The sequence below is a fragment of the Streptomyces sp. NPDC092369 genome (assembly GCF_044755245.1).
Taxonomy (GTDB): Bacteria; Actinomycetota; Actinomycetes; order Streptomycetales; family Streptomycetaceae; genus Streptomyces.
This window is the reverse complement of sequence record NZ_JBIVQP010000006.1, coordinates 595472-611009: the sequence shown is the minus strand read 5'-3', so window position 1 is coordinate 611009 and position 15538 is coordinate 595472. Positions and strand designations below refer to the sequence as shown.

16 protein-coding genes and 1 pseudogene are annotated in these 15538 nt (G+C 68.6%); 14 read left to right on the top strand and 3 right to left on the bottom strand.

What is annotated here, in order from left to right:
* Nucleotides 1–118 precede the first annotated feature (118 nt).
* From ACIQI8_RS34755 to ACIQI8_RS34725, 7 genes are all read left to right on the top strand, one after another.
* Complete coding sequence (locus ACIQI8_RS34755) at nucleotides 119–997, top strand: GntR family transcriptional regulator (protein ID WP_402359490.1); 879 nt, start codon at nucleotides 119–121, stop codon at nucleotides 995–997.
* The gene (locus ACIQI8_RS34750; RefSeq protein ID WP_402359487.1) at nucleotides 997–1734 is read left to right on the top strand and encodes an HAD family hydrolase; all 738 of its coding nucleotides are present in this window, start codon (nucleotides 997–999) and stop codon (nucleotides 1732–1734) included. Before ACIQI8_RS34755 ends, ACIQI8_RS34750 begins: the two co-directional genes overlap by 1 nt.
* 20 nt (nucleotides 1735–1754) lie before the next feature.
* Nucleotides 1755–2627 (top strand): GntR family transcriptional regulator, encoded by an 873-nt coding sequence (locus ACIQI8_RS34745; protein ID WP_402359484.1) that lies wholly within the window; start codon nucleotides 1755–1757, stop codon nucleotides 2625–2627.
* 370 nt (nucleotides 2628–2997) lie between these two features.
* Complete coding sequence (locus tag ACIQI8_RS34740) at nucleotides 2998–5187, top strand: phosphotransferase (protein WP_402359481.1); 2190 nt, start codon at nucleotides 2998–3000, stop codon at nucleotides 5185–5187.
* Nucleotides 5188–5269: 82 nt separating this feature from the next.
* Entirely contained in the window at nucleotides 5270–6157 is an 888-nt protein-coding gene (locus tag ACIQI8_RS34735) for a hypothetical protein (protein WP_402359478.1), read from the top strand.
* 23 nt (nucleotides 6158–6180) lie between these two features.
* Nucleotides 6181–6804: a TetR/AcrR family transcriptional regulator gene (locus tag ACIQI8_RS34730; RefSeq protein WP_402359475.1), complete on the top strand. Its 624-nt coding sequence runs from the start codon at nucleotides 6181–6183 to the stop codon at nucleotides 6802–6804.
* Between the two features lie 39 nt (nucleotides 6805–6843).
* Complete coding sequence (locus ACIQI8_RS34725; protein ID WP_402359472.1) at nucleotides 6844–8907, top strand: HelD family protein; 2064 nt, start codon at nucleotides 6844–6846, stop codon at nucleotides 8905–8907.
* 60 nt (nucleotides 8908–8967) lie between these two features.
* On the opposite strand, the gene ACIQI8_RS34720 is transcribed toward ACIQI8_RS34725, so the two are convergent.
* A complete protein-coding gene (locus ACIQI8_RS34720) occupies nucleotides 8968–9849 on the bottom strand; it encodes a nitroreductase/quinone reductase family protein (protein ID WP_402359469.1) in 882 nt (293 codons plus the stop codon).
* A gap of 183 nt (nucleotides 9850–10032) precedes the next feature.
* Between ACIQI8_RS34720 and ACIQI8_RS34715 the strand changes: the two genes are divergently transcribed.
* The 4 genes and pseudogenes from ACIQI8_RS34715 to ACIQI8_RS34700 form a co-directional block, all read left to right on the top strand.
* Complete coding sequence (locus tag ACIQI8_RS34715) at nucleotides 10033–10656, top strand: RraA family protein (protein ID WP_402359466.1); 624 nt, start codon at nucleotides 10033–10035, stop codon at nucleotides 10654–10656.
* Between the two features lie 109 nt (nucleotides 10657–10765).
* The gene (locus tag ACIQI8_RS34710; RefSeq protein ID WP_402359463.1) at nucleotides 10766–11260 is read left to right on the top strand and encodes an HAD domain-containing protein; all 495 of its coding nucleotides are present in this window, start codon (nucleotides 10766–10768) and stop codon (nucleotides 11258–11260) included.
* Nucleotides 11261–11319: 59 nt separating this feature from the next.
* Nucleotides 11320–11826 carry a hypothetical protein gene (locus ACIQI8_RS34705; protein WP_402359460.1) on the top strand — a complete coding sequence of 169 codons (507 nt, stop codon included), beginning with the start codon at nucleotides 11320–11322 and terminating at the stop codon, nucleotides 11824–11826.
* A gap of 53 nt (nucleotides 11827–11879) precedes the next feature.
* Nucleotides 11880–11987, top strand: a pseudogene (locus ACIQI8_RS34700) (MarR family transcriptional regulator); the annotation flags it as partial.
* Here the strand turns inward: ACIQI8_RS34700 and ACIQI8_RS34695 are convergent.
* On the bottom strand, nucleotides 11948–12829 hold the full coding sequence (locus ACIQI8_RS34695; protein ID WP_402359457.1) for a GNAT family N-acetyltransferase: 882 nt from the start codon (nucleotides 12827–12829) through the stop codon (nucleotides 11948–11950). The pseudogene ACIQI8_RS34700 and the gene ACIQI8_RS34695 sit on opposite strands and share 40 nt — an antisense overlap.
* A 28-nt stretch (nucleotides 12830–12857) precedes the next feature.
* Nucleotides 12858–13400, bottom strand: a complete 543-nt coding sequence (locus tag ACIQI8_RS34690; RefSeq protein ID WP_402359454.1) for an AAA family ATPase — start codon at nucleotides 13398–13400, stop codon at nucleotides 12858–12860.
* A gap of 222 nt (nucleotides 13401–13622) precedes the next feature.
* Between ACIQI8_RS34690 and ACIQI8_RS34685 the strand changes: the two genes are divergently transcribed.
* The 3 genes from ACIQI8_RS34685 to ACIQI8_RS34675 all read left to right on the top strand — a co-directional run bounded on the left by ACIQI8_RS34685 (nucleotide 13623) and on the right by ACIQI8_RS34675 (nucleotide 15523).
* Nucleotides 13623–14252, top strand: a complete 630-nt coding sequence (locus ACIQI8_RS34685; protein WP_402359451.1) for a helix-turn-helix domain-containing protein — start codon at nucleotides 13623–13625, stop codon at nucleotides 14250–14252.
* Between the two features lie 100 nt (nucleotides 14253–14352).
* Nucleotides 14353–15039, top strand: coding sequence for a hypothetical protein (locus ACIQI8_RS34680; protein ID WP_402359448.1), 687 nt, complete (start codon nucleotides 14353–14355; stop codon nucleotides 15037–15039).
* 151 nt (nucleotides 15040–15190) lie between these two features.
* The gene (locus tag ACIQI8_RS34675; RefSeq protein WP_402359445.1) at nucleotides 15191–15523 is read left to right on the top strand and encodes a DUF2516 family protein; all 333 of its coding nucleotides are present in this window, start codon (nucleotides 15191–15193) and stop codon (nucleotides 15521–15523) included.
* Nucleotides 15524–15538: the final 15 nt, after the last annotated feature.

Here is a 15538-nt window from a genome sequence, read left to right as displayed (position 1 = left end):
AAAACTTCCGCCAACTCAACCAAGTTGGCAACCAACTCCACCTAAGTTATCCCCACTTGGTACCTACTCATAAACAAGTCACCAACAACTCCCCGTAGATGGATTCGAGTTGTAGCGTTTGGTCGTGACACAGGAGAACGTGGCAGTGAACGGCAGCAGAAAGCTCTCCCCCCAGGAGATCGCCGACATCCTCAGGGACCGCATCCGCACCGGCGACCTCAAAGCCGGAGACCGCCTGCCCACCCAGGCCGAACTGGCCGACGAGTTCGGCGTGGAACGCGGCACCGTCCGCCAGGCCCTCCGCGCCCTCCAGGAGGACGGCCTCCTCAGCAACGTCAGCAAGGGCAGCCCACCGCGCATCGCGGAGCCCCCGGCGGTGAGCGGGGAGCCGCAGCCGACGATGGTGGGGTTGGCGCCGCGGCTGGTGGAGGCGTTCTCGGTGCCGCACGTGCACGTGGACGCGGCCTGTCTGACCGCCGAGACCCTGATGCTCGGGCTCGGCGAACCCCTGCGCCGTATCCATGCGGGCGAGGTCCGCCCCGAGTCGATCAACGTCCGGATCCTGCTGCCGTCCCGGGACATCCCGCTCGCCTTCCCGGTCCCGGTGGACGCCAGCGGCAGCGGCGATCCCGTACACCAGCGCTGGCTGGCCCAGCGCAACGCCCAGGGCCAGGTCCTGAAACACAACCTCCAGGCCCTGCGCGCCACCCATGGCATCGACGTCCATGTCACCTTCCGTGCCCTGCCGTTCACGCCACCGATCAAGCTCTACCTGCTCAACGGCACGGAAGCGCTGATCGCGTACTACATGATCACCAGGCGAGAGGAGGAGTGGGACAGCGAGACGCTCGAGATGTACGACACCTTGGGCGGCAAGTCGCTCCTCTTCTCCTTCGAGCAACAAACGGGCCTGCGGGACGCCGCTTTCGTCGAGCAATCCCAGAAGTGGTTCGACGCCCTCTGGGAAACCATCACCACGGACCTGACACTCTCCTAGTGACTCCTGATACGACGCAGACTGAACTGGTGACGGTAGAGACAGGGAACCTGCGAGAACTGATCACCGATGCCCGCTTCGTCCTGTTCGACTTCGACGGCCCGATCTGCCAACTCTTCGCGGGGCACAAGGCGGAACAGGTGGCGAAGGAACTCGTCGACTGGCTGGAACGACAGGGCCTGCACAGCCTGCTGACCGAGGAGGAACGAGGCCACCCGGACCCGATGGTCGTGCTCTACGCGGTCAACAGACGCCACCCGCACAGCGATCTGGTGGCCGAACTGGAGGAGAGGCTCACTCAGCAGGAGCTCAAGGCGATCGCCACCGCCATGCCGACGGCGTACGCGGATCCGCTGATACGCACGTGGGCGGCCGTCGGCAGCAGACTCGCGGTAGCCACGAACAACTCCCCCCGCACGGTGTCCAATTACCTCACCGACCGAGGCCTGGCCGGCTGCTTCGCCCCGCACGTCTACGGCCGCACCGGCGAACTCGACCTCCTCAAGCCGGACCCGCACTGCCTCAACCGCGCCCTCAACGCGATGGGCGCCGCCCCCTCCGCGGCCCTGATGATCGGCGACGCCCCCACCGACCTGTACGCGGCCGACCGGGCCGGAGTGCCGTTCCTGGGCTACGCGCGTAACGAGTACAAGTTCCAGCTACTCAAGGACGCCGGCGCGCAGAACATCGTGGATTCGTTGTTGCCGGTACTGCGGTTGCTGCGGGATCAGGCTTGAACGGACGGTACTTTCTGGGCATGGAGGGACAGACTTCTGAGGGCGGTGGCAGGGAGTTCCAGAGGGTCTCGGACGAGTTGCGGGTCCGCATGACCGACGGGACATACGTGCGAGGTTCCTTTCTGCCGTCCCAGCGGGACCTCGCCGAAGAGTTCGGGGTCTCCCGGGACACCGTCCAGCGGGCCTTGCGGGAGCTGGTCGACGAGGGGTGGATCGAGTCCAGGCAGGGCAGCGGCTCACGCGTCATCAGGATTCAGCGCATACAGTCCTCGACTCCCAGGGCTACCCGGACTCGGCGCGGCATGACGTTGGGGCCGCTCATAAGCGAGGCCTTCGAGCGGCCCGAAGTTACGCTTGATGTAAGCACGTTGACCTCGGAATCGCTGGACATGCACATCCGGCTCCAAGCCGAGCGCATTCATGGCCGCGTGATCACCCCTGAACGCATCGCCCTTCGCATGCTTCTGCCCGACGAGTCGATGGCCCTGCCTTATCCCCGCGTCAAGGGGGACAAGGACGACCTCCGCCCCCGGGAGCGGTTGCAGGCGATCACTCGGCGGGCCACCGACTCATTGCGGGGTCTGCTGGAGGACTTGCAGACCGAGCGACTGGTGGCCTCCGTCGACGTTCAGGTCCGCCATGCGCCGCTGATCCCCACGTTCAAGCTATACCTGCTCAACGGAGTCGAAGTCCTGCACGGGATGTACGAGGTGATCGAGCGTCCGATGCAGCTCGGGCCGGACGGAGAGATGGTCACGGCTCTCGATGTCCTCGGCCTCGGTGCCACGCTGACCCATCACGTGAAGGATCATGATCCCGAGTCTCCCGGTTCGGTGCTCGTCGACACGATGCAGACGTGGTTCGACTCGGTGTGGGACCTGCTGGCCGAGTAGGTGGCCATGCCTTGTGACAGGAGCGCGGTGCGCTGGCATCCCGCGCCTCACGGTAGGGACATTCGACTTCTCGAGCACATGACCGAGTGCGTTCTCGCAGGTCACGCAGTATGTCGAGAAAGGAAGGGGGGCGGTGACAGGGTCGGAAATTCCGTACGCTAAGATCCCCGAACCTCGACTGAGCAACCGCTCGTGCTCGTGCGTATATAAGGGCCCGGCGCACACGTCAGCCCTGAGCATCCGGGTGCAGATACGTGGCAAACCACCCATTGTGGCCATTTCCACTGACATCGGGCCTTTTGTGTATAACTCTTACATTTAGAGGGTCCGGCCCCTTCCAACCGTCGAGTCACATACCCCGGAGCGGCCAGTGGGTACACCGTCTGACTCCCCTTTTCGGGCTGCGGGGCGGATTGCCAGTGGCCGGCCGGACGCCGTCTACAAGGCGTTCCTCGGGCGTGCCGAGCAGTTGGGACGGGCGAGCAACGGCTTCCACAATCAGAACCACGTGCTGCCACTGACGCAGTCCGTGGCGCGTCTGGTGGCCCGTGCTCCCGGCACGTCCGTCATCGCTCGGGTCCGGCGTGCCGATGCGCTGCCCGTGGTCATCAGGACCTGGCAGAACGAGGCGGAGATCCTGCGGGCCATCAAGGGCGTCCTGCCCAACGTGCCCGAATGCCTCTTCGAAGGGGATGGCTTCGCCATCCACAGCTACGTGGAAGGCGAACCCCTTTCGAACATCTGCGGCAATGGCAAGCCGCTCGACACGCTGTTCATCAAGGCGCTGGCGTCTCTCCTGGCGGAAACCGCACAGGTGCGCAGCAGAGCGCTGCCGACGCTGCCTGCCGGTTGGCCCAGCGACCACACCGACAGCCGTGGCTTCCTGCAGACGCTCGCGCATGAGGCGGACCGACAGATTCGGCGCCCCAACTGGCATGACTTCGGGGGCCTGTTCGCGGCGCTGGGCATCCCCGAGGACGCCTTGCTCCGACTGACCGACCGAGTACCGGCCATGGTGCGCCGTCCCTACAGCCTGCTCCACGCTGACCTTCATCGCGACAATGTCATCAGATCCTACGGCGACGATCACTCTCTGATCTGCGTCGACTGGGAGTTGGCCACATACGGCGACCCCCTGCACGACCTGGCCACACACCTGGTCCGGATGCAGTATCCGGAACACCAGTGGGGCGAGGTCGTCGATGCGTGGGCCGACGCCATGCGCCAAGTCCGACCCGCAGCCGTCAACGGCGTAGCCAAGGATCTCCGCCACTACGTCTCCTTCGAGCGCGCGCAGTCCGTCTACCCGGATGTGATGCGCGCCGCACGTTCGTTGGAGGGTTCCGCCGATCACAAGCACCTCGACGCGGCAATGGAATCGATAAGGCGGGCATTGGAAGTCGCAGCGGAGCCGCTGAGGCTCAGCAACATCCCGAGTGAGCGGCAGATCAAGCAGATCCTTCTCCGCTGGGCGGCCGCTCGTTTCGGGGACCGCAGCTTCAGTGTCGGGGCGTACGACTGGCACCGGGACGACCGTGTGCCGGAGCGCACCGACTTCTCTCAACAGGCCGTGCAGAAGGCCCTTTTGGCGGAGGGCGCGGCGCCGGCCAGCAGGGTGTTCAAGGGAACCGCTCACCTGAATACGGTGGTCGGCGTGCCGGACTACCCCTCCCGTGTGGTGGTGCGGCGCATGGTGGCCGATGTCCGAAGACGCGAGCGCGGCTTCTTCCTCAGCGAGCACGCCGTGCTGCGAACCATCGAGGAATCGGGCAAGGGCGTGGCAGCGCCGAAGATCCTCGCCCTGGGCTGGAGCCATGACGGACAGCCCTTCGCCGTCCACACCTATGTGGGGCCGAGCGACACTGAGCGCCCCCCCAACCATCCGGTGGACGGACTGCTGCCGCGCGAGGCGGACAAGCTCGTCGATCAGCTCCATGCTCTGACGGAGGTGGACTACCGCCAGGTCGACCCGCTGGCCGGACAGGGACGTTTCTACGAGTGGCTGTGCGAACAGTTGGTGGCCATGGTCGGGGAACTTCCCAAGCAGTCGCAGCAGTTGGCCCGCTTCCTGGGGCTTCCCGACGCGGGCGTGCTGGCGCAGATCCTGGCCCGGCACACGGTGAGCCCCCGCGAGCCGGCGTTGCTGCACGGCGACCTCAACCCGTGGAACCTCGTCCGTCGCGACGACGACCTGGCGCTGACCATCATCGACTGGGAGATGGCGCTCGTCGGCGACCCGCTCTACGACCTGGTGCGCCACATGCATCTGACGCCCACCCGCCCCGAGATCCGTGACCGCATGTTCAATCGCTGGGAACGGCTTCTGTCACCCGAGCACACCAAGGCGTGGCGGCAGGACTGGCGCGTCTATCGGTGGATCGAGATCGTACGGTCCGCATACGTGGACATGGACCGGCTGGTTACGGGCGCGAGCCTCGACGCCCCGAACGTACGGCGAGCAGTCGACTCGTACGCGATGACCCTCGCGGCGGCCACCGCGTCCCTGGGCCTGCGGCCCCGTCAGGCGGCGCACCCGTATCTTGCTTCCGCTCGGGTATAGGCAGACCATGACTCCACCAAAGGCTGGCATGTTCGTGGGTGCATGACCTTGCCCCGAACCCGCCGACGGGGGAGGGGCATGCATGGTGGAGCGGGGGAACGGGCAGGCCGAGAACGGTTTAGGGCGCCAACTGAGGCGTTTCCAGGACCGGTTCGAATCCGTCGTGACGCGGTTGGTGCTGCTGGGGATCTTCTTCACGGGACTGGCCGCGCAGTTGGTCAAGCCGGTCGGCGACGCCTTGGAGGGCAAGGCCTATCTGGGCGGGGCGCTGCTCAGCCTCGTCGGCTATGTGCTGTACGGCCAACTGAGGGAACTGGTCTCGTCGGTCCGGGTGCCGACCCGTGTCCTGGTTAGCTCCAGCCGAGTGGGCGACTTCGTCACCGAGGCCTTCCAGGCACGCAGAGTGGAGATCGGCTTTCTCGGCTACACCGGCGAGACGCTGTACCACTCCGTGTATCACCACCTCGAAGGCCTCTTCGACGACCCGGGGCCGACCCGGCGGGTCTTGATCCGGATGCTGGTACCGGACTTCGGACAACCGATGATCGTGCCCGCCAGGGTGGGCGACGACGGTGGCCCCAAAGACGACCCCGACTTCCGTAAACGGGTCGAGCAGTTGTGCCGTGAGTACGACGGCATCCTCTCGGAGCTCGCGGAGCGACTGACCGCGACCGGTCGGGTGTCCGTCCAGTGCGAGTACCGCTGCTACCCCGGCATCCCACGCGACAAGATCTGCATTTTCAACCGGGAGCAGGTACTGCAAGGCCTCTACGACCTCTCGGCACGGACCCGGCTGATCCACATGGGCCCGGAGTTCTACGATCCGAAGGGCTACCGGACCGACCTCAACGTCTGGTCCCGTGAGGGAACCGCTGCCGCCGGAGAGGCCGTCACCATCTGGAACAAACACTTCGACGATCTCTGGGCGCTCGCGAAGGTGCCCGAGTGGCGGCGAGGGACGATCGTCTGACGTATCTGGTTAGGCTCCCACCCATGACCACCCCCGGCCTCCGCGAGCGCAAGAAACAGCGGATGTACCAAGACGTCTCCGAGATCGCCATCCGCCTGTTCATGGAGAAGGGCTTCGACGCCGTCTCCGTTGCCGAGGTCGCCGCCGCGGCCGGGATTTCGAAGCCGACGTTGTTCCGGTACTTCCCGGCGAAGGAAGACCTCGTCCTGCATCGGATCGCCGATCATCAGGACGAGGCCGCGCGGGTGGTCGTCGAGGCGGACGAGGCGCCGGTTCCCGCGTTGCGGCGGCACTTTCTCGACGGGCTGGCGCGGTGTGATCCCGTCACCGGGCTGAACGACCATCCGAACGTGCTCGCATTTCACTCCCTCCTCTACGGGACTCCCGCCCTGGTCGTCCGGGTGTACGGCTACCAGGAGCAGGCCGAGGCCACGCTTGCCGAGGCGCTCGGCGGCGGGCTCGACGCCCGGCTTGCCGCCGGGCAGATCGTCGCCGTGCGGCGGATCCTCGCGCTGGAGAACTGGCGGCGGATCGACGACGGGGAGCGGGTCGAGGACGTACGGGCGGATGCCGTTGCGGCGGCGGAGCGCGCGTTTGGGCTGCTCGCGGCCGGGTTGCCGCACTTCAGCCAGGGTGAGACTCGGTAATATATGTAACTCGGTTACGTTTTTGGGTACGGTCGTCCCATGACGTCCGCCCAGCCGCACCCACGCTCCCCCGCCCCCTCTCCCTCCGCCCTCAGAGAATCCCTCCACCGCGAGCGAGCCCACCACGACCGTTGCCGTACCGCCTTCGACGCCATGGTCGCCGGCGCACAGGAACACGTCGTCACCGGCGAGGACGTCTCCGCCTCCGGTGCGGACGCCGAGGTGCTTGGCTATCAACTGCGCAGCAAAGCGAAGGAGTTGGGGGAGCTGCCTCAAGGGCCTCTGTTCTTCGGGCGGTTGGACTTCTTCCGTGGTGAGCACTCCGGCCAGCGCTACCACATCGGTCGCCTCCGCATCTCCGAACACCCCGCCGCCCCACCCCTCGTCGTCGACTGGCGTGCCCCCGTCTCCCGCGCCTTCTACCAGGCAAGTGCCAGTGATCCGCAGGGCGTCGAGGTGCGCCGGCGTTTCGGGTGGGCGCCCGGGAGTCGCGGGGACTCCGCCGACCTCACCGGACTGGAGGACGAGCGGCTCGGTCGGGGCGAGTCGGGGACGGGGAACATGCTCGCGCGCGAGATCGAACGGCCCCGCGTCGGGCCCATGCGGGACATCGCCGCGACCATCCAGCCCGAGCAGGATGATCTGGTACGTGGTGACATCGGGCTCTCCGTGTGCGTGCAGGGCGCCCCGGGCACCGGCAAGACCGCCGTCGGGCTCCACCGGGCCGCCTATCTCCTCTACACCCACGCCCAGCGCATCCGCCGCGCCGGCCTCCTCATCCTCGGTCCCAACCGCACCTTTCTCTCCTACATCTCCGAGGTGCTCCCCGCCCTCGGAGAGACCGGCGTACGGCAGTCGACGCTGGGGGAGGAGATCGCGCGCCATCCTGTGCGCGGGACCGACAGCGAGCCGGCGGCCGTGGTCAAGCACGATGCCCGGATGGCGGAGGTACTGCGCCGCGCGCTGTACGCCCATGTCTCGGACGAAGCCGTCAACCCCCTTCTCCTTCCCGACGGTTCGTATCAATGGCGGGTCGGGGTCGGTGAACTCGCTCGGATCGTCGAAGGGGTGCGGGCCGAGGAGCCGCCGTACGGGATCGGGCGCGAGCGGGTGCGGTCGCGGGTCGTGCGGAGTGTGCAGTTGCAGGCCGAGCGGCGGAGCGGGCCGCGGTCGGGCGCGTGGGTGCAGAAGATCTCGCGGGCGCGGGCCGTCGGCGCGTACGTCGATGCCGTGTGGCCACGGGTGCGGCCCGAGGAGGTCGTGGCCGAACTCCTCAGTGATCCCGATGTGTTGGGCGCGGCCGCCGATGGCCTGCTGGACGCCGACGAGCAGCGGGCCGTGCTGTGGCAGCGGCCGCCGCGGTCCTGGAAGTCGGCGCGCTGGTCGGCCGCCGACCTCGTCCTGCTCGACGAGGTCGCCGGGCTCGTCGAACACCCCGAGGGGTACGGCCATGTAGTCGTCGACGAGGCGCAGGACCTCTCCCCGATGGAGTGCCGGGCCATCGCACGACGCGCGCCCTTCGGTTCGCTCACCGTCCTCGGCGACCTGGCGCAGGGCACCACGCCCTGGGCGGCGCGCTCCTGGGACACCTCCCTGCGCCACCTGGGCAAGCCGGACGCGGCCGTCGTACCGCTGACCATCGGCTTCCGCGTGCCCGAGGCCGTCGTCACCCTGGCCAACCGGCTCCTGTCCCGGCTCGACGTCGACGTGGCGCCGGGCAAGTCCCTGCGCCGGGACGGTGAGTTGAGGCTGCGCGAGGTGGCGGACGGCGGGGATGTGGCGGGGGCGGTCGTGGCCGCCGTACGCGACGCGCTCGGGCGGGAGGGGTCGGTCGGGGTCGTCGCCGCGGATGCCGATGTGGAGTGGGTGCGGGGCGCGCTCGGTGCGGCCGGGGTCGTGGTGGGCGGGATGGACGAGCTGCGGGCGCGCGTGACCGTCGTACCGGCTTCTCTGGTCAAGGGGTTGGAGTACGACCATGTCGTCGCCGTCGAGCCCGCGGCGATCGCGGAGGCGGAGGCGCGCGGGCTGCATCGGCTGTATGTCGTCCTCACCCGGGCGGTGTCACGGCTTGAGGTGGTGCACGGGCGGCCGTTGCCGTTCTGAACGCAATACGCAATACGCAGAACGCAGAACACAGAACTGCGACGGCCGCCCGTGGGTGGGTCAGGCCGCGCCGTCGATGACCGGAATCAACTCCCGCTCCTCGTAATCCAGATGAGCCTCCAAGGCGAGCGTCAGGCGCTCCACCTCCGTGCGTACGGTGGCCGGGTCGCCGGCCTCGCCGCCCTCCGTGGCCAGCGTTCGGCGCAACTCCTCCACGAGCGCGGCGATGTGCTCGTGCTCCTCGCGCAGCCGCGCGATGGCCGGTGCCGTCTGGGGGTGGCGGTCGGCCACGAACGGGAACAGGGCCTGGTCCTCGCCGGTGTGGTGGTTGTGCAGGCCTTGGCAGAACGTGAGGCAGTTGACGCGGAGTTGGGCGCCGAGGGTGCCGCCCCCGCTGTCCGCCTTGCTCATCTCCTCGCGGATCAGGGCGAGTTCGCGGCGGAAGGCGTCGTGCACCACCTTGATCGCCTCGCCCATCGAGGACGCGTTGATGTTCCCCGGGCCGCCCTGCGTGGTGTTGTAGAGGGCGACCACCGGGATCACCCGCTCGGTCTTCTTCTGGTACGCCGCCCAGCCCGGGTCGGCCTCCACCGCTCGTGCCCAGGCGCGGTCCCGTTCTTCGCCTGCGAGTACGACGGCCTGCGCCTCGTACGTGAACACCCCGCTCTCCACGGTGACGTGGGGGTCGGCGAGGAGGTTGCGGTACCAGTCCGGGTGCCGGGGCGAGCCGCCCGCCGAGGCGATGACCAGGACGCGTTCGCCGCCGTCGGGGAGGTAGCCGACGGGGGTGGTGTGCCGGGTGCCGGTGCGGGCGCCGGTGGTGGTCAGCAGGAGCAGGCGGGCACCCTCGAAGTAGCCGCCGACGCGACCGCGGTTGGCGCGGAACTCGTCGATGACCTGCTGGTTGAAATTCTGGAAGGGATTGTCGTTCTCGTCGGGCAAGTCTTCTCTCTTCTCTTTCTCTGTCGCTGGATTCCGGTGGTGTGTTCCGGTGATGCAGATCGCGAAGAGAAAGAGACGGCGGGCCTCTGGCCCACCACGGCCTCATTCAGAGGCCGGGTACCCGACTCGCTCACGGCTCAAGGCCGACCCGGCAGTCATGGGAGGGACGGTAGCGTCCGAGGTATGACTGATGCCACCGGTTTCCAGCACATTCCCACCACGACCCTCGGCGAGATCCTCGACCGTGACCGGATCATGGACTTCGGCATCCGGCCGTTGTGGGGGCCGGTCGGACGGGTGGCCGGGCCCGCGTACACCGTGCGCTGCACGCCAGGCGACAACCTGATGCTGCACACCGCCATCTACCGCGCCGAGCCCGGTTCGGTGATCGTCGTGGAGTCCGGCGACCTGGACTGGGCGCTGGCCGGCGGCAACGTCTGCGCGATCGCCCAGCGCCGGGGCGTCGCGGCCTTCGTCCTGGACGGGCTGATCCGCGATCTCGCCGAGGTGCGGGAGGCGCGGTTCCCGGTGTTCGCGCGGGGTGTCATTCCGATCCCGGGCGCCAAGGCGGCCGTAGCACCGCTGGGCGAGCCCGTGACCTGCGGTGGTGTGCGGGTCGAGGCCGGTGATGTGATCGTGGCCGACGAGGAGGGCGTGGCGGCGGTGCCGTTCGCACGGCGGGCGGAGGTGCTGGACTTGGCCCTGGCCAAACTGGCGAAGGAGGCCGACCAGACGCTGGACGACTGGGAGGCGGCGCACCGGGCCCGGGTCGAGAAGATCTTGGCCGAGCAGGGGTTCGAGGGCTGAGGGAAAGGGGCGGGAATTCGAGGGCGGACCGGTCGGGGACCGAAAGGATGCTCCGCCGTGGTCGCCGTACCGCTTTCGCCGATCCCCGTCCTGGTCGATCCTGGTGTTGATGCTTCTCTTCCTCGACGTCGACGGAACGTTGCTCCCGTTCGGCGCGGCCGGGGCCTATCCGGCGTACGCGCCGCGCTTCGAGGTGCCCGGGGTGGCGGACGGACATCCGTTGCTGAGCCGCGTCGATCCGGCGCTCGGAGCTCGACTGGCCGCGCTGGACTGCGAGTTGGTGTGGGCCACGACCTGGATGGAGGACGCGAACGTCTGTCTCGCGCCATGGCTCGGTCTGCCGCAACTGCCGTTGGTGGACTGGCCGGACGAGGAAGAGTTCCCGGCTCCGCTGCACTGGAAGACCCGGCCGCTGGTGGACTGGGCGGCCGGGCGGCCCTTCGTCTGGGTCGACGACGAGATCACCGACGTGGACCGCACCTGGGTCGCCGGCCATCATCCCGAACGGGCCCTCCTGCACCGCGTCGACCACCGGCACGGCCTGACCGACGCGGACTTCGACGTGCTGGAGGAGTGGATCGGAGCGAGTCGGGCCAGGCGGTGAGCAGTGGCATTCCACCCGGTCCGGCAACAGACTCGGCGGAGTCGAAGGGGGAGGTGCCGGTGAGCGGCTGGTGGAGCTACCTGGAGGAGCGCACTCGCCAGGAGGTCGACGCGAACGTCCTGTGTGACCGGCGGCTGCTCGCGGTCAAGGCCGTGTGGGATGCGTTGCGGCCACTGGAGTTGGGACTGATCGAGGCCGAGCGGATCGTCCACGGGCGCTACGAGGTGCTCGGCGACCGCGTCCGGCGCGCGCGGCCCGATCCGCTCGACGTCTCCTCGCTCGCGGCCCGGGCGGCCGCTCACCCGGGGCAGGTCGCCGCGGTTGAGGCCCTTTGGGACGGCGACACCGTCCACGACTGGTTCGTGGTTCTGGTCGCCGTCCTCAACAGCCCTGTCGGGGAAGCCCACTTGGCCACCGTGTACCACCGCCAAGGTGAGCCCCCGCCGGGCACCGCAGCCGCCGAGGCAGGCCGCTCCCTGGCCCACCACCTCGGCGTGCCGTTCCACTTCGCCTCCCCGGACGTCCCGGACGACGAGGCGCCGCGGTGGAGGGCGGGCTGTACGTGACGGCGGACGGATCATGACGGTGGCCGGACCGTGACGCTGGGGACCGACCCGGCATCGCCCGCTTCCTCGACTTCGTCTCCGAGAGCCTCACCCGCGCCGCGGAGCAGGCTCGCGAGGTGCTCTACGCGAAGCCCGAAGCGCCCCCGGACGAGAAGTCGTAGGCCGCCCAATCGGTGAGCGTGCGATAGCCGAGGCGTTGGTAGAGCGCGTTGCTGGTGGGGTTGGCGAGGTCCGCGAAGAGGACGACGTCCTTCGCGCCCGCGGCCAGGGCGGCGCGGCTCACCTCCGCCGACGCGGCGGCCGCGTAGCCGTGACCGCGCAGGTGGGCCGGTGTGTAGACGATGTCCACCTGGATCTGGCCGCCGATCATGGGGTTCATGCCCGCGACGGAGACGGGCGTGCCGTCCGGGGTCTCCCAGAGCGTGTAGCGCTTGTCGGCGTAGCGGGTGTCGGCCCAGGTGTCGGCGTTGATGGTGACGTCCTCGCCGACGGCCTTGGCGAACTCGCCGCACCAGAACATGACTTCGTCGAGATCCTGCTCGCCCAGGACGCGAGCGCGGCCGGCCGGGAGGGGCTCGGGTGGGGTGAGGGTGCCGAGGCCGTACAGGCGCAGCCGTGTGTCGCGGATGGTCGGCGTCGCTCCGGTGTGCCGCTGCCAGGCCTCGGCGAAGACGGTGGCCGTGTCGTGGCCCGCGCTGACGGAGCGGAGGGGGTGTCCGAGGGCGGCCATGCGGGCGGCGAGGGAGTCGGCCTGCTCGGGGGTGAGCGGGGAGGGGCCGAGGGAGCCGGGCGGGAGACGGTAGAAGGTGGCCCGGACCTCGCCCGCCTGCTCCAGTACGCCGAAGAGGGGGGCGCCCGCGAACGCCTCCGCCCCACGCTTCCGTACCCTCTCGGCCCAGGTCAGCTGCATGACGTGCAGGCCGGGCCGCGCGCGCAGGAAGTCGCCGGCGCGGGTGAGGAAGTCGTCGACGTCTTCGGTGAGGTACCAGTCATCCGGTCGCATGCTCCATGGTCCCCCACCCCGGGGGACCTCAACTCTCGGTGTCCCCCGACCTCTTAACCGCCTCCGCGATCCTCGCCGCGGCCTGATCCGGCGTCAGATACGTGGTGTCGACGACCTCGGCCTCGCCGTGCAACCACGTGCGGGCCGCCTCGGCGTAGGGCTCCAGGTGGCGCAGGCGGAACGAGGAGTTGGGGCCGATGACGGTGTCGCCCGCGATGCGCGCACGCAGGGTCTCCTGGTCGGCGTGGAGGACGAAGTGCCGTACCGGAATGGCGTGTTGGGCCAGGCCGGCGCCGATCTCCCGCCAGTACGCCTCGACCAGCACGGTCATCGGGATCACCAGCGTGCCGCCGGTGTAGTCGAGCACCCGGCGAGCGGTCTCGACCACGAGCGGCCGCCACGGCGGCCAGTGCTGGAAGTTGTCCGTCTCGGGCAGCCCCGGCGAGATGTCCATGAGCGTCTCGCCGACCTTCTCGGCGTCGAACACCCGTGAACCCGGGATCAGTTGCTGCACGAGCGCACTGGTCGTCGTCTTGCCCGCGCCGTGAGTGCCGTTGAGCCATACGATCATGCGAACCGACGCTAGCGTGCCGGTCGGCCGGGGCCCTGGCAGTCCTGGACTCCCGCGACGGCGGGTCCGCGACTCGGGACGCGGCCGGCACCGTGGACCTCGGCGACGCCCGGCTTCTGCAGGCGTGCGACGGGATCGGTTCGTACCGCCGTTCAAGTGGCATGGCGCACTTTTGCAAGCGTCTGCTTGCAATAGTTAGCGCGAGTGATGCACAGTGGGGCCATGGCATCGCTCAACGTCGGCAATCTCGGTGAGTATCTGCGGGACCAGCGGCGCACCGCGCAGCTGTCGCTCCGGCAGCTCGCCGAGGCCGCCGGGGTGTCCAACCCGTATCTCAGTCAGATCGAGCGCGGGCTGCGCAAGCCGAGCGCGGAGGTGTTGCAGCAGGTCGCCAAGGCCCTGCGGATCTCCGCCGAGACGCTGTACGTCCGGGCCGGCATCCTCGACGCCGAGCGGGACCGGGACGAGGTGGAGACACGTGCCGTCATCACCGCCGATCCCACGCTGAACGAGCGGCAGAAGCAGGTCCTGCTCCAGATCTACGAGTCCTTCCGCAAGGAGAACGGGTTCGGGATCGGGGCGGAAGCGGAAGCCGACGGGGCGGGTCACGCCGTCGACGTCGGGCAGGACATCGGGCAGGTGGTCGACGCCGTCGCCACCACCGGCCTCGTCGATGACGACGAGGTGGCCGATCGGCCGGCCGACGACGCCCCTGAGCGACGTACTCGCACGACCAGTAGGACCAGCAAGACCGGTAAGACCAGTAAGAGCAGTACGACCAGCAAGACCCGTGCGGTCCGCACCCGCGCGGTCGACGGCAGCGATGCCGACCCGCCGCAGTCGGCCGGTTGATCCAGCGGCTGCTTGCCGGCAAGCAGCGAGCGATCGGCCGGACCTGCTGCACGCGGACCCCAAAACCCTCAGCTGAAAGCGACCCGGGAGGACCATCACCATGGCCATCACCGACGATCTCCGTAAGACCCTCAGCGACCCGACGCCGCTGTACTTCGCCGCCGGCACCGCCGACCTGGCCCTTCAGCAGGCCAAGAAGGTGCCCGCGCTGGTGGAGCAGCTGCGTACCGAGGCCCCGGCCCGGTTCGAGGCCGTCCGTGGCACCGCGGACCCGAAGGCCGTGCAGGAGAAGGCCTCCGCCCGTGCCAAGGAGGCTTCCGCCAAGGCCAAGGAGGCGCAGGAGACCCTGCAGTCCAAGGTCAACGAGTTCATCACCTCCCTCGACGGCGACTTCAAGAAGCTCGGCGCCACCCTCGACGCCGACCTGAAGAAGTTCGGCGAGAGCGCCCAGGACTTCGCGCTGCGCGGTGTCGGCGTCGCCGCCGAGTACGCCGTCAAGGCCCGCGAGGCCTACGAGAAGGTCGCCGAGCACGGCGAGCAGGCCGTGAAGACCTGGCGTGGCGAGGCCGCCGACGAGATCGAGGAACTGGCGATCGCGGTCGAGCCCGACCCGACGCCGGCCCCGGTCCCGGTCAAGGAGGAGAAGGTGGAGGCCCCCAAGCCCGCCGCCCCCAAGCCCGTGGCCGCCCAGGCCGCCCCCGCGCCGGCTCCTGCCAAGAAGACCGCCGCCAAGAAGGCTCCGGCCCGCAAGACGACGGCCAAGAAGACGACTCCGCCCGCCAAGTAAGGAAACGACGGGCACGTCACGAGACGACGCCAAGTGGGACGGGCCGGGCACTCCATGAGAGCCCGGCCCGTTCTTCGGGTAGAGGCTCCCTGGGAACGGGTACGGTGAGCGGCGTGGAGACAAGCCGAGTCGGGTGGTGGACGTAGTGCTGATGCAGGGTTTCGCAGGGTTCATGTGGCTGCTGAGTGTGGGCCTGATCCTGTTCAGCGGCTTCGCGTTGATCGATGCCGCCACACGCCGCGAGGACGCCTACCGCGCGGCCGACAAGAAGACCAAGGTCTTCTGGCTGATCGTCCTCGGGCTCGCCTTCGTGGTGAACCTGATCTTCAACATCCTGTCGTTCCTGCCCATCATCGGGCTCGTCGCGACGATCGTGTACATGGTCGACGTACGCCCCGCGCTGCGCGGTCTGTCCGGTGGTGGCCGCAGCCGGCGCGGTTCGAGCAGCGACGGTCCGTACGGGCCGTACAACGGCGGACGGTAAGCGCCTGAGTGGGCG

Coding starts and splice junctions, on each gene's coding strand:
- ACIQI8_RS34745 (WP_402359484.1), top strand. CDS start 1,755: ATGGAGGGACAGACTTCTGAGGGCGGTGGCAGGGAGTTCCAGAGGGTC.
- ACIQI8_RS34710 (WP_402359463.1), top strand. CDS start 10,766: ATGCTTCTCTTCCTCGACGTCGACGGAACGTTGCTCCCGTTCGGCGCG.
- ACIQI8_RS34735 (WP_402359478.1), top strand. CDS start 5,270: ATGGTGGAGCGGGGGAACGGGCAGGCCGAGAACGGTTTAGGGCGCCAA.
- ACIQI8_RS34715 (WP_402359466.1), top strand. CDS start 10,033: ATGACTGATGCCACCGGTTTCCAGCACATTCCCACCACGACCCTCGGC.
- ACIQI8_RS34725 (WP_402359472.1), top strand. CDS start 6,844: ATGACGTCCGCCCAGCCGCACCCACGCTCCCCCGCCCCCTCTCCCTCC.
- ACIQI8_RS34675 (WP_402359445.1), top strand. CDS start 15,191: ATGCAGGGTTTCGCAGGGTTCATGTGGCTGCTGAGTGTGGGCCTGATC.
- ACIQI8_RS34680 (WP_402359448.1), top strand. CDS start 14,353: ATGGCCATCACCGACGATCTCCGTAAGACCCTCAGCGACCCGACGCCG.
- ACIQI8_RS34695 (WP_402359457.1), bottom strand. CDS start 12,829: ATGCGACCGGATGACTGGTACCTCACCGAAGACGTCGACGACTTCCTC.
- ACIQI8_RS34685 (WP_402359451.1), top strand. CDS start 13,623: ATGGCATCGCTCAACGTCGGCAATCTCGGTGAGTATCTGCGGGACCAG.
- ACIQI8_RS34690 (WP_402359454.1), bottom strand. CDS start 13,400: ATGATCGTATGGCTCAACGGCACTCACGGCGCGGGCAAGACGACGACC.
- ACIQI8_RS34730 (WP_402359475.1), top strand. CDS start 6,181: ATGACCACCCCCGGCCTCCGCGAGCGCAAGAAACAGCGGATGTACCAA.